Raw genomic sequence first — 24,349 nt, forward strand, 5'->3', positions numbered from 1 at the left:
AAGCTGGCTGGCAGGTTGTGGGCACTGGTAAGGCCGGTTCATCGCTGTTATGCCTCTCTCAAAATGGAGAGGCTGATGACCCGTCGTTTGGCAATCATGTTCGCTGCAGGTGTGCTGCTCGCGGGTCTCAACCCACAAGCGGGTTGGGCTCAGGCCGATTCTGGTGTCGCGAAGTCCGGTGACGCTCGCACGATCATTCCCCTGGCCGATGGCTGGCGATTTCATCTTGGCGATTCAGGTGATGCGAGTGCCGGGACATCCTTCAACGACCTGGCGTGGAGTCCGGTCAGCGTCCCCCACACCTGGAATCATGTCGGTTATTATCGGTCCGATCCATCCAGCCACCGCAATCGCGCCGACAATATAGACAAGACTCAGGGGACAGGCTGGTATCGCCTGCACTTCACCCCGAGCACCGATCTTCACGGCAAGCGTGCATGGCTCGAATTCGATGCGGCCAGCCGCATCGCCAGCGTTTGGCTCAATGGCAAGAAGCTTGGCGAGCATGCCGGCGGCTTCTCGCGTTTTCGCTTGGACGCTACCGATGCTCTCGAGCTCGGTAGGGTAAATACCCTTGCCGTCCGCGTCGACAATACCGCACCGGCGACGGGTGCTTCGGCTACCGCCGACGTGCTTCCGCTAACTGGCGACTTCTTCGTCCACGGCGGTCTGTATCGGCCCGTAAGGCTGATAGCGGTCGAACCGATCCATATCGATCTTGCCGATTTCGGCGGCTCCGGCGTCTTTGCGACGACCACCAGTGCGACGGCTGCAGCGGCGCGGGTCGCCGTGCGGACACGTATCACCAACGCGGATCGACACGCCGGTACCGCCCGCGTCACCGCCAGCCTGATCGATGCCGACGGGCGGACCGCAGCCTCGATGCAGAGGTCGTTGAAGTTCGCGGGCGCAGCGACGCAGGACGCGGCGCTGACACTGGACGTCGCCAGCCCGCATCGGTGGCAGGGTGTCGACGACCCTTATCTTTATACGCTCTCGATCGACGTCACCGACGCGGACGGTCGTCTGCTCGACCGCGTGCGCCAACCATTTGGCATCCGCACGATCCGGATTGATCCCGACCGGGGCCTGTTCCTCAACGACAAGCATGTGCAGTTGCGCGGCGTCGGCTATCATCAGGATCGCGAGGGCAAGGGGTGGGCGATCGACTCCGCCGACGTCGCCGCCGATGTGGCGATCATGCGCGAGATGGGCGTGAACGCGATCCGGCTCACACATTACCAACATGGGCAGACCATCCACGACCTCGCCGACCGCTATGGTCTGCTGTTGTGGGACGAAATTCCGTTGGTGTCCGCGTGGACGCGGCGCGGCGAGTTGGAGCCGCGCGCCGCGCTCATCGACAATGCCCGCCAACAGATGCGCGAGTTGATCCACCAGAACGGCAATCATCCTTCGGTGGTAAGTTGGGGCATCGCGAATGAGGTCGATTTCGGCAATTCCTTTCCGGCATTTCTGACGGGCTATGCCGACGGTAAAGCGCCAGACCCGATCCCGCTGTTGAAAATTTTGCAGGACGTCGCCCATGCCGAAGATTCGAGCCGGCAGACCGCCCTGGCGACTTGTTGCGAGGGCCGTCTGTTCGATCAGGGCGTCGCCATCCCGACGACCGCTGCGGCGGCGGATCTCGGCGGCGCGAACCGCTATTTCGGTTGGTATTTCGGCGTGCCGGGGGATCTAGGCCCGCATCTCGACATGCTTCACGCCAAGCGGCCGCAGCAGCCCCTGTCCGTGACCGAATACGGTGCCGGCGGCGCGACGAGCATCCATACCGACGACGTGCGTGGCGGTGCAATCGATTCCCGTGGCGTTACCCAGCCCGAAGAATATGAGAGCTATATCCATGAGGAAGCGTGGAAAACGCTTAAGGCGCGCCCTTACCTCTGGGCAACGTTCCTGTGGAATTCCTTCGACTTTGCCACGACGATCCGCACCGAAGGCGACGCGCAGGACATCAATACCAAGGGGCTCGTCACCTACGATCGGGGCATTCGCAAGGATGCCTATTACTTCTACAAGGCCAATTGGACGCAGACCCCGACCATCCACATCAACGGCCGGCGCTACGTCGATCGCGCATACCGGGTGACCGACATCAGCGTGTACAGCAACGCGGTGTCGACCGAACTCGTTTTGAACGGGCGTCCGCTCGGGCCGCGCGGTGATTGCCCTGATCGCATCTGCGTATGGAAGGGGGTCGCGCTCGACGTCGGGACCAATAAGCTCGTGGCGCGAGGCGGCGCTACGGAGGACAGAGTTGAATGGACTCTGTCGCCGGATGCCGCCGCGAACGTGCGGATCGACACGGGCGCGATCGTGGCCGCGCCGGCGCGGGCGCGATACGGATCGGATGCGTTCTTCACGGGCGGCAAGGCGGGGACGCTCAACAAGCCGGCCGAGTATGGCAAACCGGCAGTCTCGGCGACCATCATGGGCGCGGCGGAGGTTGCCGTGGCGGCGACCTATCGTGAGGGCAGGTTCCGTTACGCCATCCCACTCGCGGACGGACGTTACCGCGTCACGCTGACGTTCGTCGAGCCTTCGCTCGCTGCGGGGGAACGCGTCTTCGACGTGACCGCGAACGGCAAGACGATCGTGAAGGCGATCGACATCGCGCGGGTGACGGGTGGCGCGGCAAAGGCATTGCAGCGTAGCGCCACCGTCGCGGTGCGTGGCGGCGTGCTCGACCTGGGGTTCGAGCCGATTAAGGGCGATGCGATCGTCTCCGCGATCGAGATTGTGCGATGAGCGATATGCGCCGGGGCTGGCGCGGCATCCCCTTGCGCTGGCGTTTGATCGGCCTCGTCACGCTGGGGACGATTCTCAACTATCTCGCGCGGTCTACGCTGTCGGTCGCGGCGCCGCAGTTGAAGACCGAATTCGGCATGACGACCGAGGATTATAGCTGGGTCGTGCTGGCGTTCCAGGCGAGCTACACCGTGATGCAAACGGTCGCGGGCGGGGTGCTTGACGTGCTGGGCACACGGCTTGGCTTCTTCCTGTTCGCGATCGGCTGGGCGATCGCCAACATGGCGCACGCGCTGGCGACGGGCTGGCCCAGCCTCGCCGTGTTCCGCGCGTTCCTCGGCGCGACCGAAGCAGCGGCAATCCCCGCCGGTGCCAAAGCCGTTTCGGAATGGTTCCCGCCGCGCGAACGCTCGCTGGCGACCAGCGTATTTCAGATGGGCACCAGCGTCGGCAACATGATCGCGCCGCCGCTCGTCGCCTTCTGCATCCTCGCCTGGAACTGGCAGGCGGCATTCCTCGTCACCGGCGGGCTGAGCCTGATGTGGGCGCTGCTATGGTATTGGAGCTACCGGAGCCCCGCCGACCATCCTGCACTCAGCGATGCCGAGCGCGCGGCGATGACCGCGGCGCGCGGCGAGGATGTCGGTGCCAAGCCCGCTACGCGGCGGGATCTTCTGCGCAGCCGCGCCTTCTGGGGAATTGCGGTGCCGCGGTTCCTCGCCGAGCCGGCATGGCAGACGTTCAACTTCTTCATCCCGCTCTATCTCGTGTCGGTGTGGAAGCTCGATCTGAAGAGTATCGCGCTGTGGGCGTGGATGCCGTTCCTCGCCGCCGATTTCGGCAGTCTCGCAGCGGGCGTGCTGCCGACCTGGCTGATGAAGCGTGGCGTATCGCTGGTTGCATCGCGCAAGGTGACGATGACGATCGGTGCGCTGTGCATGATCGGTCCGGCCTGCATCGGTCTTGCCGCATCGCCCGGCATCGCGATCCTGCTGTTTTGCGTCGGCGGCTTCGCCCATCAAATGTTGAGCGGCGCACTTATCACCTTGTGCGCCGACATGTTCGACAGCCGGACCGTCGGGACGGCGAGCGGTATGGCGGGCACCTCGGCCTGGGTCGGCGGTATGCTGTTCACGCTGTTGATCGGGCAGAGCGCGGATGCCTGGGGGTACGACCCGCTTTTCGCCGCGCTGGCAGCGCTCGACCTGCTGGCGGCGGCCGTATTGTGGAGCCTGTTGCGCGCGATGCCGCGCAAGGCACTTTTGGTTCAGAGAGGCGAATAAACATGTTGATGACACAGACGATGCGGTGGTTCGGGCCGGCCGATCCGGTGCAGTTGCACGGTATCAGGCAAGCCGGCGCGACGCAGGTCGTGACCGCCTTGCACGAGGTGCATAACGGCGCGGTTTGGGAACGTGATGCGATCGCAGCGCGCAAGGCGGCGATCCGCGCCGCGGGACTTGACTGGACGGTGGTCGAAAGCCTGCCGGTGGAGGAGGGACTGAAGACACGCTCGGCCGACTGGGGACGGCTGATCGACAACTATCGGCAGAGTTTGATCAACCTCGCCGCGTGCGGGATCGACGTGGTCACGTATAATTTCATGCCGCTGCTCGACTGGACGCGAACCGATCTCGGTTGGGAACTGCCAGACGGCGCTCGGGCGCTGCGCTTTGAGGCGGTCGCGGTCGCGGCCTATGATCTGTTCATTTTACGTCGCTCGGGCGCGACCGACGATTATGACGCGGCGACGCAAGCGGCGGCGGAGGCGCGTTACGCGGCGATGGACGATACCGCGCGTGCCGCGTTGGAGCGCACGATCATCGCCGGCCTACCGGGTAGCGAAGAAGGCTTCACCTCGCCGCAATTCCGGCGCGCGATCGAAACCTACGCCAACATCGACGCCGCGCGGCTGCGCGACCATCATGTTGCATTTCTCGAGGCGGTGTGCCCGTTGGCGGATGAACTCGGCATCCGGCTGGTCGTTCATCCCGACGATCCGCCGTTCCCGATCTTCGGTTTGCCGCGCATCGTCAGCACAGAAGCCGATGTGACGGATCTGTTCGCGCGCGTGCCGAATGGGTCCAACGGGTTGTGCATGTGCACCGGATCGTTCGGCGTGCGCGCTGACAACGATCTGCCCGGCATGATCGATCGGCTGGGCGACCGCATCGGCTTCCTGCATCTGCGATCGGTGCAGCGCGAAGCCGACGGCGCGTTCCACGAGGCCGAGCATCTGGGCGGCGACGCAGGCATGGCGGCGGTCGTGGCGGCGGTGCATCGGCTGTCGGTCCGCGAAGACCGCAGCATCCCGATGCGGCCCGATCATGGCCATCAGATGTTGGACGACCTGAACCGGACGACCAACCCGGGATATTCGCTGATCGGACGGATGCGCGGGCTCGCCGAACTGCGCGGGCTTGAACGTGGCATCGCCCATGCGGCAGGCAACATGGCATGACCCGGCGTATTCAAGCCGGCCCCGGCCGGCTGTTTTCCGCCAATGCGGTGACGTGGCGCATCGTGCGAACGCAGTCTGCCGAGACTGCCGTCTCATGATCGTGAACCGGCACGCCCTTACCCGTCCCACGAAGCTGCCGATTTTTGCCGCTGACGCAGTATAGTCGGGCGAGGGGGAGGCATTATCCGCTCAATGTGGCGGCATCGTTTCTCGCAGCAACCATGTTCGCGCCACCTCGACGCAATCGTGGTTACCGGATACGATCCGCTACGACGTTGTCTATCAAGACGAATATACGCAGTGGATCGGGTTGAGGAAGATGCGCGGCTGCGCTTGCTCCGTGTAAGCATGATGTCGCGTTCGCCAGCGCAGTACCCGCCGATGATCTCGGACAAGCCGCGCTGACCAAGGCGAATCGGGCGGCGATACACGTCACATCTCGCCGCGCGGTGAAGCGATAAGGCTGTATTCGTGTCTGTGTGAGGCCGAGGTGATCTACGATCATGCCTATTCGGCGCGCGCACCGAAACGTCGAGGGCGGAGTGGGCTGCGTATCCTAGGCACATGAAATACGCCGTTGACACCGGTTACCGAACGCGACAATTAGAAGCCAAGACGAGATCGCCACAGAGCATCCGTCGAATAGGAGAGGGGCACGGTGCTGATGAAGCGCGTTTTCTTCTCTCCCGCTAACCACGCTGGTGACCGGTTTTAGGTCCAGCGTGGCAACCGGTATCAATCGTCGCGCCAAGACGTGACGGGCAATGGGGGGATTAGAAATGACCATGTTTTCCAGAGGCCAAAATCTACGGGGCGGTACGTCGATCGTTACGGTCGCGATCGTGTCGCTGCTGCCGGCTGCCGCGTTTGCTCAGACGGGTCCGATGACCTCTGCCCCGCTGGCGTCGCACACCACGCCGGTTTCAGAGTCGCCACCGCCATCGCCGCAGGACACCGCCGACCCGGTCGCGCCGACCCGGTCGCGCCGATAACCACTACGAGCGCCGACAGACTGTCGTCAGACGCTGCTCGCGACATCATCGTCACCGGCTTCCGCTCCAGCCTGCGCAAGGCGCTCGACTTGAAGCGAGCCGCGCCGAACCTGACTGAGTCGATCCTCGCGGAGGATATGGCATCAATTTTCGAAACGAGGACAGCGCGAGGGTGAGCACGAAGCCTCTTAAAGTGATCGCAGCACTGTTGCTGAGCGTCGCCAGTCCGGCGGTGGCGAACCGCGTTATCGATGACAGCTATTCGGTCTCACGCCGCTTCGAGGGCTACCGATCACAATATCCCGGCATCTCGCTGCCTTTGATCGCGCCGCAGACCGGTCAGACCTTGGCGTTCGACCTCGTCTATAAGACGGTCGGCGAGCGCGATTTGCACATGGACGTCTTCAGTCCGGCTCCGCGCAGGAACGTTCGCCAAGGACTCGTTCTGGTTCATGGGGGTGCGTGGCGGTCCGGGACTAAGGCGCATTTTTACGCGCTCGCCAATCTGTTGGCACAACGCGGCTTTACCATATTCCTGCCCGAATATCGCCTGGCGGTGGAACAGCCCTATCCGGCGGGTATGGACGATATCGCCGATGCAGTGGCCTGGGCCAAGCACGAGGCGCCGCGTTATGGCGTGCGGGCCGATCGCATCGCAGTCGGCGGTGCCTCCTCGGGCGGGCAGATGGCGTCACTGCTCGCCTATCGCGCTGCTTCGTCCGCGAACGGCAATGCGCGCCCGCCGGTCAATGCCTTGATCGACATGGACGGTGTGCTCGACGCCAGTAGCCCGCTCGCTCTGCAATACGAAAATGCAGCCGGGCCAGAGTCTCCGTTAGCGCGATGGCTTGGCGGTTCATTTGAACAGGTGCCGGAGGTGTGGCGGGCCGCCAGCGCGGCAAGCTATGTCGGCCCGGCATCGCCGCCGACCCTCATCATCAGCAGCGGAGCGCCGCGGTTCACCGCCGGCCGCGAGCGCGTGACGTCGGTTCTGCAACGCAACGGCATCCGAACGGCCACCTACATGTACACCAATGCGCCCCACGATTTCTGGTTGTTCGATCCATATCTGAAGCAGGCGGTCGCTCAGATCACAGCCTTTCTACGGGCGGTCGGCGGCGATCAGGCGCACAAGGGGCAATCACGATGATCCGCCTAACCCTTGTCTGCGGCACGATGCTCGCGGGCGCGTTTGCAAGCGGGCAGGAGGCCGCGGCGCGTGAACTGAGGGTGAGTGGAGCTTGTACCGGCGCCATCCACTGTTTCGATTCGCTTGCCGCAGCAGCGGCGGAGGCGAATCGCGACACAGGTACGGGATGGATTACAATCCGTGTGGGTGAGGGCTCCTATCGCGAGAAAATCGCGATCTCGCGCAGCAAGGTGAGACTGATTGGAAGTGGTTCGGCGCGCACGAAACTTCATTTCAATGCTGTCGCCCAGACATCGCGCGCGTATCATCGGGACGGTTGGGGCACTCCCGGCTCTGCCACGCTGACGATCGATGCCAATGATGTGATCGTCTCGGGAATGACCATCGAAAACGACTATGACTATCTGGCGAACGACGCATTGCCTGACGATGCCAAGAACAAGATCGGTAACCCCCAAGCGGTCGCGCTCCTGACCGATATTCATAGTGACCGCGTCAGCGTCCGGAAGAGCGCGCTGGTGGGCTACCAGGATACCCTGTTCGCCAACGGCAAGCGGGTCCATATCACCGACAGTCTGATTGCGGGCAATATCGACTTCATTTTCGGTAATGGCATGGTTCTGATCGAACGGTCTGAGATCCGATCGCGCCGGCGCGCCTCGGCGACGCACGGCGAGCCGTTCCAGTCGTTTATCGCCGCCCCTTCGACACTCCTTGATCAGCCGGTGGGCATCGTCTTTTATCGATCTCGACTGACGCGCGAGGCGGGCGTTCCGGACAAAGTCGTCGCTCTCGCAAGGCCGTGGCACCCCACTACGCGCTTCGCCGATGGGCGTTACGCCAATCCGCGCGCGATCGGGCAGGTCTCGTTCATCGACTGCTTCCTGGACGCGCACATAGCGCCCGACCATTGGGCTTCCATGAATGGCACGGCGCGAGATGGCACAATGTCGGACGTTTTCCGGCCACAAGACTCCCGGTTCTTCGAGCAGGGCTCCGTTGGTCCAGGTGCGAAGGCTCGCGACATCGGGATGCCCGCGAACGGCTTTGGCGACATTGCTCCAATCAAGCGTATCATTTTCGAAAACTGGCCTGGTCGCCGCTGACTGCGATCCAGTCCGGCGCCACGCAAAAGGAACCGGCCGGGGCGGATGGCCCCGGCCGGCAGTTGGGGAGGCGCTTAGAACTTGACTGCGGCAGTGATCGTCCCGTGGCGGCCGAAGATTGGCCGGCCGAGGAAATAGCCGTTGCCATTGGCCGAGCCGACCGTGCGGACGTTGCCCTCGGTCAGCGCCAGCGTGTCGGTCACGTTGTCCACGGTCGCCTGAAGCGAGAAGCGATCGTTCAGATCGATCGACGCGCCGAGGTCGAGCGTCTGGTAGCTGCCGAGCCGCTGCTGGTTCTCGATATCGGCATAACGATTGCCGATGTGCGTGAACGTGCCGAACAGCCGCGCCTGGCCCCACGCGCTGCGGAAGGTGTAGGACGGGGTGGCGGCGATCTGGAACTTGGGCTGGCGGTTGACGTCGTTGCCCGTATTCGGCCCGAAATCCTTAAACTTGCCGTCCTGCACAACACCGCGCACTGCGATCTGGACTCCTTCGACCGGACGCAATGCGCCTTCGAACTCAAGACCGTAAGCGCGCGACCCGCCGAACAGCACCACGTTCTGCTCGACGCCGTTCACCACGCGGATGTCCTGGAAGATCAGGTTGTGGAAGCGGTTGTAGAAGCCGGTCAGATACACGTCGTACAGCCGCGTCGAGGTCTTGAGGCCGACCTCATACTGGTCCGCGGTCTGCGGCTTGATGTTCTGGATCGCGGTCGCGTTGCCGCGCAAATCGTCGAACTGCGGCAGCAACGCACCCCGGTTCGCGCGGACGAAACCGTTGAGATTGCCGGTAAACGCATAATCCGCGCCGGCCGTCCACGACACCTGCGTCTTCTTGTAGCGCACGCTGGTGTAGGTGCCGTTCAGGTAGGTGGCGTTGTTGTTGTACGCGGTGAGCGGGTTGGCATCGAGATCGCCCGTCGAGCTGTTCTCGAACGTATCGCGTAAGCTGACATGCTCGACGCGCACGCCGCCGTCGAGCCGGAGCTGGCCGATCTTCCACTCGTCGCTGACATAGCCGGCGATATTGTCGCTCTTGTACTTCGCGTTGACGTCGTAGCTGTTGGCGCTGGTGAAGCCGTCGCGCGTCAGGATCGTACCATTGGCGAGCCGAGCGTTGAGGACCCGCGCATTGGGTTCGAGCGCGAGCAGGATGTTGTTGCCGAGGTTCCAGATATCGTGATCGGCGACATGCGAATAATACCCGCCGAGCGTCAGCGTGTTGCCCTCGAACAGGCTTTTCGACAGTTTGAGTTCGTCGGTGAAGCTCTGGATGTGCTTCTGAACCGTCCAGATGCCGGCCTGGATGGTCTGCTGGGTGCCGGTCAGCGCCTGGCCGGTGCCGGCATAGGTCACGGTGCCGGGGCCGCCCGCCGCCGCGAGATATTCGGACACGGACTGCGGGTTCGATCCCGTGAACAGCGCGTTCGTCTCCGACGTGCCCTTGGTATAGTTGATGTTGTTCTGGATCGTGAAGCCGCCGCCGACATCGTAGCTGAAGTTCGAGCCGAACGTGAAGATGTTGGCGCCGCGCCCGCGCGACAGATCGACCACCTTCTTCTGCGTCGCGCCGCCGCCCACGCTCGGGCCGGTCTCGATCAGCGTGCGCTCGATCTCCTTGCCGACCAGCGTGTCGGTGCGCGCGTCGAACCCGGCGAAGGTGCTGAACTTGCCGTTGTTCTCAACCAGCGGCATCGGCGTGTAGAACGCGTTCTGGTCGTCGAGGTAGCGGCCGTAGACGGTCAGCTTGCCGGCATCGAATTTGTGCGTGATGCTGCCGGTGATCTGCCCGCCGAGATCGCCCTGGAAGCCGGTTTTACGGAACCCGTCCGAATAGCGGTAGAAGCCGCCGAGCATGTAGGTGGTGTCGGCCGCGATCGGCCCCTGGGCCACGACATCGCCGCGATACGTCCCCTCGGTGCCGTAGGTCGCACGCAGCGACAGATGCGGCTCGGACGTGCCTTCCTTGAGGATGAAGTTGGTGGTCGCGCCCGGCTGGCCGTTCGAGAAGATCGGGCTCGGGCCGCCGCGCAGAACTTCAAGCCGCTCGATCGTGTCATCGAGGCGGAACAGCGAACTATTCTCCATGAACGACAGCGACGACGGCGCGACAAGCGGCGAACCGTTCAGTTCGAGCGTGAGGAACGGCGCGTCGCCGGTCGAGGGAAACCCGCGGATGAAGACGTTCGCGCCGGCTTGGCCGCCCGAGCTTTCCACCCACACGCCCGGCACGATCTTGAGCAGGTCTGCGGTCGAGGTCGGCTGTACCTGACGGATCTGCTCGGCGCTCGCGGTGGAGATCGAATAGCTCGCGTCGAGCTTGCGCAGGCCCTCGCGGTTGACGTTGCCGGTGACGACGATGTCCTGCATCGGTGCCTCTTCGGCGGCAGCGGGCGCCGGCGGTGCGCCCGGGGGGGTATCCTGCGCGGAGGCGGGCGTCGCGACGAGCGCGGTGCCGGCGAGCAACGCCAGCGCGAGGGTGTGGCGGGTACGGATCATATGGGTTCCTCCTGATCGGTTTTTTCGTTGTCGATGGTGCGGCGGTGCGCTGCGCGCGCACGCTGCCTGCGCGCCGGGCGGAGTGCCGGCGCGGCATTCGGACGGAAATCTACGCAGCGCCCGGATGATCTCAGGGTGGGTTGTGCGGGCGAGTCATGTTCAGAACCGGTAGCTTGCGGAGAGGTTGACCGAGCGACCGGGGATCGGACGCGCGAAGATCGCGCCCGGCGCCTGGGTGCCCAGCGTGCGCGGATTGCCTTCGGTCAGCCCGATCGCATTGGTGATGTTGTCGGCGGTAGCCTGCATCCGCAGGCGCGTGCTCACATCCAGCGTCATCCCGGCATTCCACGTGATGAAGCCGGGCAGGAGTTGCTGGTTCTGCACGTCGGACCAGCGATCTCCCATATAGCTCAACGTCGTGAAAAGGCTCGATCTGCGTCGGGCGACCGCGAAGTCCCAGGTCGGCGTGACCCGCCATTGCCACATCGGCTGACGCTGGACCCGGTTGCCGCTGAGGTTGGTCAACCCGCCGTCCGTGAAGAAGCGCCGGTAATGCGCATCGAGCCAGGTGCCCGCGAACGCCACCGACACCGGCTTCGCCACCCGCCACAGCCCGTCGAGTTCCACGCCCGTCGCTCGTGCGCCGCCGATCGAGGCGATCGGCGCGCCACCGGCGATGACGGTGGTGGCAAGACCCTGGAATGTGTTGCGGAACACCGTGGCGTAAAGGCTGAGCGGCCCCGACAGCTTCACGCCGCTCTCGATCGTGTCGATCCGCGGTGCGACGGTGATGCCGTCGCGCAGATTGTCGAAGAACGGGAAGCTGGTGCCACGGCTGAACCGGGCGAAAGCGCCGAAATGCCGCGTCACATCGACATTGGCACCGAGCGTCCACGACCATGCCCCGCCGCGATACCGCACCGGGGATCGCGTATCGGCGAACACGACGTCGGCATTGTCGTAGAGCGTCCGCGGGTCGCCATCGAGTCCGGCGGGACCAGCAGGCCGCGTATCGCGCACGCTGCCGTCGACGCTGTGACGCTGGTGGCGCACCCCGCCGTCGATCCGCAGCCAGTCGCCGAGCTTCACCTCCTCGACGCCGTAGAAGGCGAGATCGCTGCCGCGATAGCGCGCATCGACGAGGAAGCTCGATCCACTCGCGAAGCCGTCGCGCGTGACCAGCGCGCCGTTGGTCAGCGTCATGTCGAGCCGGCGCGCCTGTGGCTGCGCGGTCAACAGCAGGGCATTGCCGATGTCCCAATGGTCGCGCGATCCATAGTCGGCCGCGTACACGCCGATCGTCGCCTTGCTCGATCCCGCCGCCCATTCGAGCGTCGCGTCATTGACCAAAGCGTCGATTCGCTTCTCGACCGTCCAGATGCCGGCCCGCACCACGGCCTGCGCCGGCGAAACGGCATGCCCATCGGCGGCGGTGACGAGCGTGGCAATCGTGCCGCCCATCTGCGCGGCGTAGGCGGCGGCGGTTTCGGGCGGCACATTGTCCGATACGAGGCCGGTGGTGTCGGCATCCCCCGCCAGCCAGCTCGCCTTGTCGCGCAGCGTGACGGTGTCGCCGAGCCGAAGCTCGACGTTGGTGCCGAGGTTGATGATCCGCGCGCCGCGTCCGTCGTTCAGGTCATAGCTTGTGCCGTCGTTGCGCGTGCCGGTGCGCGTATCGGGGCCGGCAAGCGTGCCCGTTCCGGGATTGAAGCCGGGATAGCCGCCGATGCTCCGCCCGGTCTGCTCGACGGGGATCGGCAGCAGCCATTGGCTGCGATCATCGAGATAGCGTGCGAACACCAGCACAGACCCGTGCGCGAGATCGCGGCGCAGATTGGCGGTGATCTGCCCACCGCGATCGGCGGCGAAGCCGGGCGAGCGGATACCGTTTCCGCGCGAATAATAGCCGCCGACCATAACGTGCGTGCGTGCGCCGATCGGCCCGGAGACATACGCATCACCGCGCACCTCGCCGTCGTCGATCACGCTCGTCTTGACGAGGCCGGCGAGATGATCGCCACCCTCGCGCTGGATCAGGTTCACCGTCGCGCCGGGCTGTCCGGAGGCGAGCAGCGCGCCGGTCCCGCCGCGCACCGCCTCGACGCGCTGCACGGTCTCATCGATCCGGTAGAGCTGCGAATTTTCGAGGAACGAGAGCGTTGCCGGCGGGAAATACGGCGCGCCTTCGGTTTGAAAGGTGACATATTCGGCGTCGCCGCCCGACGGATAGCCGCGCACGAAGATGTTGGCGCCATTCTTGCCGCCCGACGTTTCGACGGTGAGGCCGGGGACGAGCCGCAGCACATCGGCGGTGGCGGGCGCGCCGAGCTGGTCGATGGCCGTGCGGGTGACGGTCGTGACCGCGAACGCCGCATCTTGCCGCCGGCTGCCGCCGCCGGGCGTGCCGACCACGACGATGTCGGTGATCTTCGCGACATCCTCGGGTGCGATGACACGCGGCGCGACCGACATAGGCCCGCTGGGCGGGCGAGGAGCGGGCAACGCCTCAAGCACATACGCGCCACCGGGCGCCGGGCGCGCGCGGAAGCGCGTGCCCGCCAGTAGCCGCGCGATCGCGCGATCGGGATCGGTCCGCTTATGCACCGCTGGACTGCGCAGCCCGCGTACCTGCGCGGGCGCGAACAGGATCTGCCGTCCGCTTTGGCGTGCGAACAATACAAGCGCATCGGCGAGATCGCCGGCGGGAATGTCGAAGGAGGGGGAGGGCGCCGCGATCACGATAGTCGGAATGCCAGCCGCAACCACGGTCGCTGCAATCGCGCCGCAAGATCGCCATGACACCCGTCTCCTTCCCAGCGGCCCCGTCATGCGCGGGGCTCTCCAAGGACAAGACGCACCGCCGCCGAAAGTCCGAACCCCAAACGCGCTTTTTTTCGCGCCTCAGCGCGAGGCAATGACGATGCCATCGCGCGTGTCGCGTTTGACGCGCACCGGGAAGCCGGTGGCGAGAGCGCCGACGAACGCCGGCGCGCCCGTCGTGCGGAACGCGCCCGACACCCGCAAGGCGCCGGCGCGATCGTCAGCGAGGCGGATCGGCTGGGTGCGATAGCGGTTGAACTCGCCGACCGCCTCGGCCAGCGGCGTATCCTCGAATTGCAACAGGCCAGTACGCCAGCCGGTGAAGCTGACGGGATCGGCGAGTGGGCGGATCACCACGTCGCTATCGCGGACCGCCAGCAGCCGTCCGGGCGCGAGCGCGACGGAAGAGCCATCGCCTTCGAGCATCAGCTGCCCCGTCTCGGCGAATGCGCGAACGCGGTCAGCGTCGGTGCGCACGTCGAAAATGCCTTCGCGCGCGGTGAAGTCGCGACCGCCCGCGCTGATGCGGAACGGCGTGTCGCCAGGCTTGATCCTGAACCAGCCTTGCCCGTCCAGCGTCACCTGCCGCACGCTGCTGCCAAGCCGGACCTTGAGCGTACTCGCGGTGTCCAAGGTTACGACCGATCCATCCGCAAGCGTCACATCGGCTTGCTGGCCGATCCCGGTACGGAAGGCCTCGAACGTGGCGCGCGGCGCGGGCGGCGCGGTCCAGGCGTGGATGCCGTACGCGGCGAGCGGCGCGCCCGCCAGCATCAGCGCGCCAGCCGCCGCGATCCGCCAGCGCGGCGCCCGTGATCGCCCGGCCAGCATCGTGCGTGCGAGTGTCTGCTGGCGCAACGCGAGCAACGGCGCGTGTTCACCAAGCGCCTGCGCCCGGTCATGCGCCGTCTGGACGCGCTCGAACGCCGCAGCGTGTTCGGCGCTCGCGCCACGCCACGCCTTGAAGGCTGCGCGCGTCGAATCGCCGGCCTGCGCCAGTCGCGCGTGCCACTCAGCCGCTTCGGCGAGGAGCATGTCCTCAGCGATGGCGCCAATCCTCCAGCGCTTCAGTGACGCGCGCCAGCGCCTTCGCCTGATGCTTCTCGGCGGCGCGGGTCGAAATGCCGATAGCGCGGGCGACGTCGGCCATTCTCAGTCCCTCCAGCACACGCAACACGAACACGTCCCGCGTCCGCTCGGGAAGCTCGATCAGCACCGCCTGCAAGCGATCCGCTGCCTCCCTACTTTCCAAGACGCGGTCGGGTGAGATTTCCGAACCGGCGAGACTTTCGTCGATCTCGTCATGCAGGCCGGCACCACGCACCGCATCACGTCGTGCACGGTCTTTGAGCACGTTGGCGGCGGTGACGAACAGAAAATGCTCGGGCTTCTCGATCGCCGCCGGATCGACCATCCGGCTGAGACGGACATATACGTCCTGCACGAGATCCGGCACATCCGCTTGCACCGTAACGCGGCGCTGGAAGAAGCGGCTCAGCGCGCGCTCATAGGTCCGCGCCAGCCGAGCGAGCAGGATGCTCCGATCGGTGAGGGGATCGACGGCCGGAAGTCTCCCGTGAATGGACGTTCTATCGCGTTCCATCCCGATCGTTTGCCACTGGCGTGCCAGCCTATCAAGGAGATCGTCGCGACGTCCCCGGAGCGCCCCCGGAAATCCGCCCGGAACGCTCGGCTACCGTCGCCCATGCATCACGTCTTCGCGAGCCGCTTGACCAATATCGGCAGCGCAGCCGCAAGTTTGTCGATCTGCGCCGGATTGGTGAACAACGCTGGTGTCACCCGCACGCAGGCGCCGGCCTCGATGCCGGTGCGATGGACCGTGAAGATGCCGAACTCGTCGAGCAGCATCTTTGCGATCGCGATGTTGTCGGCGGCGGTGACGCGGCCGCGGATACGGAACGAGGTGATGCCGCCATGCAATCGCGGATCGCTTGGCGTCAGGATTTGCAGGCCGTCGAGCTTGCGCAGCGGCTCGGCCCAGCGGTCGCGCAGATAGCGCAGTCGTGCCGCGCGCTCGGGTGTGCCGATCGCCTGCTGAAAGTCGAACGCATCCGGCACGGTCAACATCGCGGCGAAATCGCTCGTCCCGGTGTGGATGCGCGCCTGCACGCTGTCGAGGTCGCCCTCGCCATTGGCGGGGTCGGGATCGATGTCACGCACCCGGCTCTTGCGGAGGTACATCACACCGACGCCGAGCGGCGCACCCCACCATTTGTGCAGATTGAAGCCGGCGAAATCGACTCCGAGATCGGCGAAGTCGGCGTCGAGCTGGCCCCAACTGTGCGCTGCATCGACGATCGCATCGATGCCGCGCGCTCGCGCCATCGCGACGATCTCCCGCACCGGCACGACCAGCCCGGTGCGGTGGCTGAGGTGGGTGAGCAGCACCAGCCGAATCCTGGGATTCGCGGTGAACGCCTGGGCATAGGCATCGATCAGGCCTTGATAGGTCGCCGGCTCGGGGAGGGCGATCCGTACCACTTGCACGCCGCGCCGCGCCTTCAGCCCGTCGAAGCAGCCGAGCATGCTGTCGTAGTCGAGATCGGCGGCCAGCACCGCATCGCCAGGCCGCAGCCTGTTGTACCCGTCGATCAGGCCTTGCAACGCCTCGGTCGCGTTGCGGGTCAGCGCGATCTCGTCCGCACCGACGCCAAGCGCTGCGGCGACGCGCTGATGCACCGCGTGGTAATCGGTCGCGAAGCCGCGCCGCGTGTAGAAGCTGTTCTCGCGATTGACCCGCTCGACCGCGCGTTCATAGGCGGCGAGCACGGGCTTCGCCATGATGCCCCAATTGCCGTTTTCGAGCTGGATGACGTCACGGGTCACATCATACTGCGCGGCGATCTTGGCCCAATAGACTTCGTCGTCCGCGCCGACCGCGCGGCCGCCCGGTTTCGGATCGGGTGACATCGTCGCGTTCAGCCGGCCGGCGACGGGCAGGGCCGCCGCCGCCGCCAGCATGGTTCTCCGGCTGATTGTCGGCATGCCGTTCTCTTCCATCAGAACTTCATGCCCACGCGGACATAATATTGGCCGCCGTCGGTATCATAGGGGGCATTGCGCGAATAGATCAGCCCGCGCACCGCCTGGTTGGTGGCTTCGGCCGGATACCGGTTGAACACGTTCTCCGCCCCGGCGCGGATCGTGAAGTGCTGCGCGAACGTGTAGCTGGCCGACACGTCGAACAGCGCGATGCCGCCGAACTTCTGGTAGATGTCGCCGGTGGCATTGCCCGACACATCGGTCCAGCCGCCGTAATAGCGACCGCGCAACAGCAGGCCGACGGGGCCGATGTCATAGCCGATCGAGCCAGTCGCATTGTGCTGCGGCAGGCGTTGTTCGAACACGATCCGCTGGGTTTCGTTCGGGATCGCCGCCGAGGTGCCGCTCGTCACCTTGGTGCGGTTGTAATTATAGGCGATGGTCGCGGTCGCCTTGCCCGGCCCGATCGCCTGCGCATAGTTCAGCACCGCCTCGATGCCGCGCGTGCGCGTGTCGAAGTCGTTGGTGAAGTAGCTTACCGAGGTGAAGCGCAACGGATTGGCCACCCCCGCCGGCACCGCGACCGACGCCGATTGGCTGAAGCGGCCATCGACGCTGATCTGATAGGCGTCGACACTCCCGGTCAGCCCGAATGCGGTCCTGAACGTCAGCCCGGCGGTGATCGTGTCCGACGTTTCGGGCCTGAGCGGCTTGGCGCCGAGCGCGACCGCGATCGGATCGGTGGTGGCGAGACGGCCGCTGTTGAACACCTGCAATGTCCGGGTATCGAGGCCCTGCGAGGTGTTGGAGGTGTTGAGCTGTGCCGGGGTCGGCGCGCGGAAGCCAGTCGAATAGCCGCCGCGCAAGGCGATGCCGTCGGTCGGTTCGATGCGCGCGCTCAGTTTGTAGGTGAACTTTCCGCCGAACGCCGAGAAGTTCTCATATCGGCCCGCCGCGCCAACGCTGAGCATCTTCACGGGCTGCCATTCGAGATCGCCGTAGCCAGCATAGCTTTCCTGGCTGAACTGGCCCGCCTGGAGCGGACTGAAGCCGGGGAAGCCGTTGGAATTGGGGGCGAGGCCCGCGGCCGCGCCGGCGCCGATCGCGTAGGAAGCCGGGTCGCCGGGGCGGACGCTATAGCGTTCCAGGCGACGTTCGCCGCCGAACGCGATATTGATCGGCGCGAAACCGCCGACCGGCAAGCGGTACACGAAATCCGCGTTGAGGTTGAACTCGCGCTGACGCAGGCGGCCGAGATAGAATGCCGTCGGCGAGCTTGGCCCGAGCGAGGCATTCAGGCTTTCACTCAGCGTATAGTCGATCACGCTCTGGCCGTAGGAAGCGCTGAGATCATAGGTAAAGGCATCGGCGAGAGCGCCGCGCGCGCCGCCGGTCGCCTGCACATCGCTGGTCTGCGTGCCGAAGCGGGGCGTGAAGCCGGTCGGGTACAGGCTGGTGAAGTTGAAGCCCGGAAAGGCCGGAGTGGAGCCATAGACCGATGCGGTGCCGGCGGGGTTGCGCCAGTTGAAATCGGTGACGCCTTCGCCCTCGCCGAACGTGCCGAAGCTGTAGAGCTTGACCGCGTCCGACACGTCGAAATGCGTGTTGTAGCCGCCGCGGATGCTTTCGAGATCCGGCTGGCCCCAGCGCTGCACCGGATTCGGCACCTTCAACGTCGGGTTGGCCGCCTGAAAGGCAATCGCATCGGGGCGCTGGCGGGTGCGAGAGGTGGCTTCGGAATGGTCATACTCGCCCGTGACGACCAAGCTGCCACGGTCGCCGAGCGCCACGCCGCCCTGGATACCGCTCTGATATTCCTTGCCGTCGCCTTTGTAATATTGCGAATATTGGCCGAAGGCGCTGAGGCCGGGCTGATCGTCGAGGATGATGTTGACCACGCCCGCGATCGCGTCGGACCCGTATTGCGCCGAGGCGCCGTCGCGCAGCACTTCGATGCGCTTTATCGCGAGGCCGGGGATCGTCGCGAGATCGGGCGCCTGCGCACCGCGCGTGCCGAGCAGGGCGGAACGGTGATAGCGCTTGCCGTTGACCAGCACGAGCGTCTGGTCGGCCGACAGGCCGCGCAGCGTGGCGGGGCGCACGAACGCCTGACCGTCGGCGGCGGGCAGCCGCTGCACGTTGAACGACGGTAGCAATTGCGCCAGCGTATCGTTGAGGTCTCCCGAGACGCTGGCGTCGATCGCGGCGGCAGGCAGTACGTCGATCGGCGATTGCGAGTTGAACTGAGTCACACCGCGGTCTCGCGTGCCGGTGACGATCACCGTATCCGAATCGGCGATCTGGTCGGCAGCAGGCGCATCGGCCGGTGCAGCAGCGGGCGCGGCATGCGCGAAAACAGGTGCGCACAGCGCGATTGGCAGCGCGGCGAGCGCGCCGGCCGAGATGAATTTCGTCAAATGATGTCCCCTTGGGCAGAGCCGGCTTCGCGTTGTTCCGGCCGGCTGGCGTCCAACTAAGGGCGCTTTGTGTCAGTATCGCTGCATTCGTGAGACGGCGCGATGTCGGTCCTGAGGCAGATCGGCCCGGATGGCCCCGGATCGATTGCGCGAACATATAGATCGGGGACTGGCGGAGAGAGTGGGATTCGAACCCACGGTGAGCTTGCACCCACGGCGGTTTTCAAGACCGCTGCCTTAAACCACTCGGCCATCTCTCCGCGTGCCGGCTCCGCTTAGAGCCGGAACGCCGATTTGTGCAAGAGCTACCGCCTTTTGGGGGTTCATGTCGGCGCGGGCTTGTGCAAGAGTCCTTGCATGCGGGTGTTTTGCAAATCTTTGTCGGCGATCGGCGCGGCGTTGGCGGCGGTGCTTGCGCTTCCGGCGTGCGCTCAGGACGACGCCGGTTTTCAAGCCTTCCTCGGCCAGTTGCGCGTGCAGGCGCGGGCGCAAGGCGTGTCGGAGGCTACGCTGAATGCGGTGATGCCAACGCTGACGCTCAACCAGCGCGTCATCGATCTCGATCGCAAGCAGCCGGGCAATCCGGCCAGCACGGCCGTCCCACCGTTCGCGCCGTACCGGATCGCGCATGTCGATGCGCAAAGGATCAGCCGCGGCCGTAGCGCGTATCAGGCACAGCGCTGGCGGCTGAAGAAGATCGAGGAGGAAACCGGCGTCCCCGAATCGATCATGGTCGCGATCTGGGGCAATGAGACCAACTATGGCGTGGTGATGGGCGGGTTCGATCTGCCGCGCGCGCTCGCGTCGCTCGCTTACGAAGGGCGGCGGCGCGATCTGTTCACCGACGAGTTCATCGGTTCGCTCAAGATGATCGATCGCGGCGTGCCGCGCGCCAAGCTGGTGGGAAGCTGGGCGGGGGCGACCGGCGGGCCGCAGTTCCTGCCATCGGTCTACAACCGGCTCGCGCGGGATGGCGATGGGGACGGGCGCGCCGACATCTGGACGAGCGATGCCGACACGCTGGCTTCGATCGGCAATTATTTCACCAATGCCGGCTGGCGGCCGGGGCAGCCCTGGGGCTTCGCGGTGAACGTGCCGGCCGGCTTCGATCGGTCTCAGATCGTCAATCGCACGCTCAGCCCGCGCTGCCCGCGTGTCTTTCAACGGCATAGCGGCTGGAAGACGATGGCGGAGTGGCGCGCATTGGGTGTCGCACCGCAGACCCGCGCATGGCCGCGCGATTCGGTGCTGGCGACGCTAATCGAGCCGGATGGTCCCGGTGATACCGCGTATCTGCTGACCGGGAATTACCGGGTGATCCTCGACTACAATTGCTCGAACTTCTACGCGCTGTCGGTTGGGCTGCTGTCGGATGCGGTGTCGCAGTAAATGCTGCTGTTGATCGCTCTCTCCGCCGCGCTTGGTGCTGCTGACCAGCACCCGCAGGCGCGTTCCGAGGATCAACCGCGCGCGGGCTGGTCGCAGCCGATGCGGGCCGCGACGGGTCCGCAGGACGCGCCGCCGCCGGATTTCCCCCAAGGTTCTGGCCCGCGCGCCACGTCGGGCGAGCCGTCGTTCGACATGGTATCAGTGGCGCAGCCCGACGATGGCGGCGCCTCCGGCGTCTCGGTGGCGGCAGCGGGCGCTGCGCCCGGCGGCTTCGTCGAACTGACCGAACTCGGCAGCGGCCATACCATCCTGGCGCTGGTTGGTGCCAATTCGGCGCCGGGTGGTACGGTGCTTCTGTCAGCGGGCGCGTTTCAGGCGCTTGGTATCGCGCCGGGGACTGGCGTGCGCGTGCGTTCAGCCACGCCCAGCCCCCAGGACCAGACGGCGTTGCGCTCGGGCGCGAAGGCGTCGACGCGGATCGATGCGCCCGAAGTGCTGCTCAAAGCGCTGCGCAAGCGCGTGCCGCAATATGCGCAAGCGTCACCGCCGCCGGCTCGCCGGCGCGCCGATGTCCAGTCCGCCGCGTCGCGTCCGCCGGTGCATGTCGATGGCGAATCCGCCCCCGGCGCGCGCTACCCTGCGCCCGCGCCGGTCGCGCGCAGTCAGCCGCGCGTCGAACCGCGCGCTCCCGCGCCCCGCTCGGGTTATGTCGTGCAGGTCGCCGCGCTGTCGGCGGCGGGACGTGCCAATGCTCTCGCACGATCGCTCGGGGGGCGGGTGGTCGCGGGGGGCGGGCTGTACCGGGTCCAGCTTGGCCCGTATGGCACTGTCGCGGCCGCCAATCGCGCACGTGACGAAGCGGCGCGGCACGGCTATCGCGACGCGCGTGTAAGCCACACCGAGTAGACTTTTAGCGTAACGGGACCGCCTGAAATGAAGAAACTGATCGCCGCCTCTGTTCTCGCGATGCTCGTCGTCCAGCCCGGCCTCGCCGCCGCGCCGCAATTCGATACGCCCGCGCCGGTCGCGTATATGGAGGACATGTCCTCGGGATCGATCCTGTACCAGAAGGATGCCGATCGCCGCATGCCACCGGCATCGCTCGCGAAGATGATGACGGTTTATGTCGCCTTCGATCTCATCAAGAAGGGCGAGCTCAAGCTCGATCAACAGTTCGAGATGCAGCCCGAGACGTGGAAGAAGTGGCACTCACAAGGCTCGACGATGTTCCTGTCGGCAGGCGAGAAGGTCAGCGTGGCCGATCTGCTCTACGGCATCGTCACGCTTTCGGGGAACGACGCGTGCGTCGTGCTCGCAGAGGGGATTTCGGGAACCGAGCCGGCGTTCGTCGAGCGGATGAACCGCGATGCCGAGAAGATCGGCCTCAAGAACAGCCATTTCGGCACGTCGAACGGCTGGCCCGATGGCGGCGTCACCTATGTGACCGCGCGCGATCTTGCCGCGCTCGCCAAGGCCACGATCAATAACTATCCGGATTTGTACAAGAAATTCTATTCGCGCCCCGATTTCACTTGGGGCAAGACGCTCGGCGCTGGCGCGGCGATCAAGCAGGAAAACCGCGATCCGCTGCTCGGGCGGGTCGCTGGCGCGGATGGCCTCAAGACCGGCCATACCGAGGAAGCGGGTTATGGTTTCACCGGTTCGGCGATCCATAACGGCCGTCGCTTGGTGATGGTGCTGGCCGGACTCGGCACCTACGGCCAGCGCGCCGAGGAATCGGTCAAGTTCATGAACTGGGGCTTCCGCTCGTGGCAGGCCAAGCCGATCGCGCGCAAGGGCAAGAAGGTCGAGACCGCCGAGGTTCAGCTTGGCACGAGCAACCATGTCGATCTCGTCGCGGGCAAGGATCTCACCGCCACGTTGCCCGCTGGCGTCGGCTCGGAAATGACGCTCAAGGTGGCGTATGACGGACCGATCAAGGCGCCGATCAAGGCCGGCCAGCATATCGCCGATCTCGTCGTCACCGCGCCCGACATGCCAACCCAGCGCCTGCCGCTGGTGGCCGCGACCGATGTCGCCGAAGCTGGCTTCTTCGGTCGCGTCTGGGCCGGGCTGACGGGATTGTTCGGCGCTTGAGCGGCCGCTTCATCTCGCTGGAAGGCGGGGAGGGGGCGGGTAAATCGACTCAGGCGCGGCGACTCGCCGAGGCGTTGCGCGCGCGCGGGCTGGAGGTGGTCGTCACCCGCGAACCCGGCGGCAGCGAGGGTGCCGAGGCGATCCGCGCGCTTCTTCTCCACGGCGCGCAGACTCGCTGGAGCACACATAGCGAGGCGCTGCTGTTCGCCGCCGCGCGCGCAGATCATGTCGAGAAGACGATCAGCCCGGCGATAGGCTCGGGTGCGTGGGTGATCTGCGACCGCTATCTCGACAGCAGCCGCGCGTATCAGGGGCTCGCAGGCGGGATCGACGATGCGGCGATCCTGGCGCTGCATGGCTTCGGATCACGCGGGTTGTTGCCCGATCGGACCTTCGTGTTGGAGGTGCCGGTCGAACAGGGCCGTGCGCGGGCCGAAAGCCGCGATGGCGTGGCGGCGGATCGCTTCGCGGCGCGCGGCGATGCGTTCCACGCCGACGTCGCCGCTGCGTTCCGGCGCTTCGCCGCGAACGAGCCCGAGCGTTTCCGCCTTGTCGACGCTTCGGCCGATCCCGACAGCGTGACGGAAGCGCTACTGGCCGGATTGGCCGACCTCCTGCCATGACCTTGCCGGTTGGCAATGATGCCGCGCACGCGGCCTTCGCAGCGGCAATGTCGGGCGACACGCTCCACCACGCCTGGCTGTTCGCCGGGCCGGAAGGGATCGGCAAGGCGACTTTCGCGCGCGCGGCGGCGATGCGGTTGCTCGCCGACGCGGCGGCGCCGGGCACGTTGCCGCCGGGGTTCGACGTCCCCGAACACCACCAGACGCGCCGGCTGATCGGGGCTGGATCGCACCCGGATTACCGTGAACTCAAGCGCTTGCCCAAGGAATCGGACAAGACGGGGCAGGAGTTGGCGCGCAGCATTCCGATCGCGCAGGTTCGCGCGCTGCTGCCGATGTTCGCGATGAAACCATCATTGTCGCCGCGCCGGGTCGTGCTGATCGACGCAATCGACGATGTCGAGCGGCCCGGCGCGTCGAATGCGTTGCTCAAGAGCCTCGAGGAGCCGCCGGCGGGGACGATCTTCATCCTCATCAGCCATGCGCCGGGGCGGCTGCTGCCGACGATCCGCTCGCGCTGCCGGTTGTTGCGCTTCGACCCGCTCGGCGAAAGCGACATGGCGCGGATCGTGCGGGAGCATCTCGGCAAGGCGGATGATGCCGAGGTCGCGGCGCTGGTCCGCGCCGGCGCGGGTTCACCGGGGCGGGCGCTGGGGTTCGCGGGCCTCGATCTCGCCGCGCTGGACGCCGTATTGGCGGCGATCGCGCAGGATGGCGACCGCAGCAACGCGCGCCGGGTGAAGCTCGCCAAGGCGCTCGCGCTGAAGGCCGCGCAGCCGCGCTACGAAGCGTTTCTTGACCGCGCGCCCGCCTTCATCGCCGAGAGCGCGCGAGACCGGCATGGCGAACGCCTGCGCGTCGCGCTGGACAGCTATGACACCGCCCGCGCGCTTTCGGCGAGCGCGCGTGGATTGTCGCTCGATGCGCAGGGGACGGTGTATGAAATGGCCGGACTGGTGGCAACGCTCGCGAAATAGCCGTCTCCCGGGGGAGGCTTCAATTGCTCGGTCCGATGTTC

General features: G+C 65.8%; 16 protein-coding genes and 1 tRNA gene. 10 read left to right on the forward strand and 7 right to left on the reverse strand.

Annotated features, from left to right (window positions below):
• Positions 1 to 75 precede the first annotated feature (75 nt).
• The 5 genes from J0A91_RS15275 (at position 76) to J0A91_RS15295 (ending at position 8,478) form a co-directional block, all read left to right on the forward strand.
• Complete coding sequence (locus J0A91_RS15275; protein WP_240502034.1) at positions 76 to 2,769, forward strand: glycoside hydrolase family 2 TIM barrel-domain containing protein; 2,694 nt, start codon at positions 76 to 78, stop codon at positions 2,767 to 2,769.
• On the forward strand, positions 2,766 to 4,052 hold the full coding sequence (locus tag J0A91_RS15280) for an MFS transporter (protein ID WP_069205626.1): 1,287 nt from the start codon (positions 2,766 to 2,768) through the stop codon (positions 4,050 to 4,052). The genes J0A91_RS15275 and J0A91_RS15280 overlap by 4 nt, the downstream gene beginning before the upstream one ends.
• 2 nt (positions 4,053 to 4,054) lie before the next feature.
• Positions 4,055 to 5,230, forward strand: a complete 1,176-nt coding sequence (gene uxuA, locus J0A91_RS15285; RefSeq protein WP_069205627.1) for a mannonate dehydratase — start codon at positions 4,055 to 4,057, stop codon at positions 5,228 to 5,230.
• 1,200 nt (positions 5,231 to 6,430) lie between these two features.
• Positions 6,431 to 7,372 carry an alpha/beta hydrolase gene (locus J0A91_RS15290; protein ID WP_240502035.1) on the forward strand — a complete coding sequence of 314 codons (942 nt, stop codon included), beginning with the start codon at positions 6,431 to 6,433 and terminating at the stop codon, positions 7,370 to 7,372.
• Entirely contained in the window at positions 7,369 to 8,478 is a 1,110-nt protein-coding gene (locus tag J0A91_RS15295) for a pectinesterase family protein (RefSeq protein WP_069205629.1), read from the forward strand. Before J0A91_RS15290 ends, J0A91_RS15295 begins: the two co-directional genes overlap by 4 nt.
• A gap of 74 nt (positions 8,479 to 8,552) precedes the next feature.
• Here J0A91_RS15295 and J0A91_RS15300 read toward each other — a convergent pair whose 3' ends face one another.
• From J0A91_RS15300 to J0A91_RS15330, 7 genes are all read right to left on the reverse strand, one after another.
• Positions 8,553 to 10,982, reverse strand: a complete 2,430-nt coding sequence (locus J0A91_RS15300) for a TonB-dependent receptor (RefSeq protein ID WP_069205630.1) — start codon at positions 10,980 to 10,982, stop codon at positions 8,553 to 8,555.
• Between the two features lie 159 nt (positions 10,983 to 11,141).
• Positions 11,142 to 13,811: a TonB-dependent receptor gene (locus J0A91_RS15305; protein ID WP_069205631.1), complete on the reverse strand. Its 2,670-nt coding sequence runs from the start codon at positions 13,809 to 13,811 to the stop codon at positions 11,142 to 11,144.
• A 72-nt stretch (positions 13,812 to 13,883) separates the two neighbouring features.
• Entirely contained in the window at positions 13,884 to 14,837 is a 954-nt protein-coding gene (locus J0A91_RS15310) for a FecR family protein (protein WP_069205632.1), read from the reverse strand.
• A gap of 4 nt (positions 14,838 to 14,841) precedes the next feature.
• On the reverse strand, positions 14,842 to 15,405 hold the full coding sequence (locus J0A91_RS15315) for an RNA polymerase sigma factor (protein WP_169833152.1): 564 nt from the start codon (positions 15,403 to 15,405) through the stop codon (positions 14,842 to 14,844).
• A gap of 107 nt (positions 15,406 to 15,512) precedes the next feature.
• Complete coding sequence (locus J0A91_RS15320; RefSeq protein WP_069207381.1) at positions 15,513 to 16,808, reverse strand: aminotransferase class V-fold PLP-dependent enzyme; 1,296 nt, start codon at positions 16,806 to 16,808, stop codon at positions 15,513 to 15,515.
• Between the two features lie 14 nt (positions 16,809 to 16,822).
• Positions 16,823 to 19,222, reverse strand: coding sequence for a TonB-dependent receptor plug domain-containing protein (locus J0A91_RS15325; protein WP_069205633.1), 2,400 nt, complete (start codon positions 19,220 to 19,222; stop codon positions 16,823 to 16,825).
• Between the two features lie 170 nt (positions 19,223 to 19,392).
• Positions 19,393 to 19,482 (reverse strand) — tRNA-Ser (locus tag J0A91_RS15330).
• 97 nt (positions 19,483 to 19,579) lie between these two features.
• Between J0A91_RS15330 and J0A91_RS15335 the strand changes: the two genes are divergently transcribed.
• From J0A91_RS15335 to J0A91_RS15355, 5 genes are read left to right on the forward strand one after another with little or no spacing between them, the layout of a single operon-like run.
• Positions 19,580 to 20,611, forward strand: a complete 1,032-nt coding sequence (locus J0A91_RS15335) for a lytic murein transglycosylase (RefSeq protein WP_069205634.1) — start codon at positions 19,580 to 19,582, stop codon at positions 20,609 to 20,611.
• Positions 20,612 to 21,517, forward strand: coding sequence for an SPOR domain-containing protein (locus J0A91_RS15340; RefSeq protein WP_069205635.1), 906 nt, complete (start codon positions 20,612 to 20,614; stop codon positions 21,515 to 21,517).
• Positions 21,518 to 21,544: 27 nt separating this feature from the next.
• Positions 21,545 to 22,708, forward strand: coding sequence for a D-alanyl-D-alanine carboxypeptidase family protein (locus tag J0A91_RS15345; protein WP_069205636.1), 1,164 nt, complete (start codon positions 21,545 to 21,547; stop codon positions 22,706 to 22,708).
• Positions 22,705 to 23,331: a dTMP kinase gene (tmk, locus tag J0A91_RS15350; RefSeq protein ID WP_069205637.1), complete on the forward strand. Its 627-nt coding sequence runs from the start codon at positions 22,705 to 22,707 to the stop codon at positions 23,329 to 23,331. The genes J0A91_RS15345 and tmk overlap by 4 nt, the downstream gene beginning before the upstream one ends.
• Positions 23,328 to 24,308, forward strand: a complete 981-nt coding sequence (locus tag J0A91_RS15355) for an AAA family ATPase (protein WP_069205638.1) — start codon at positions 23,328 to 23,330, stop codon at positions 24,306 to 24,308. Before tmk ends, J0A91_RS15355 begins: the two co-directional genes overlap by 4 nt.
• Positions 24,309 to 24,349: the final 41 nt, after the last annotated feature.

It is taken from the genome of Sphingomonas panacis (assembly GCF_001717955.1).
In the GTDB taxonomy this organism is placed as follows: domain Bacteria; phylum Pseudomonadota; class Alphaproteobacteria; order Sphingomonadales; family Sphingomonadaceae; genus Sphingomonas; species Sphingomonas panacis.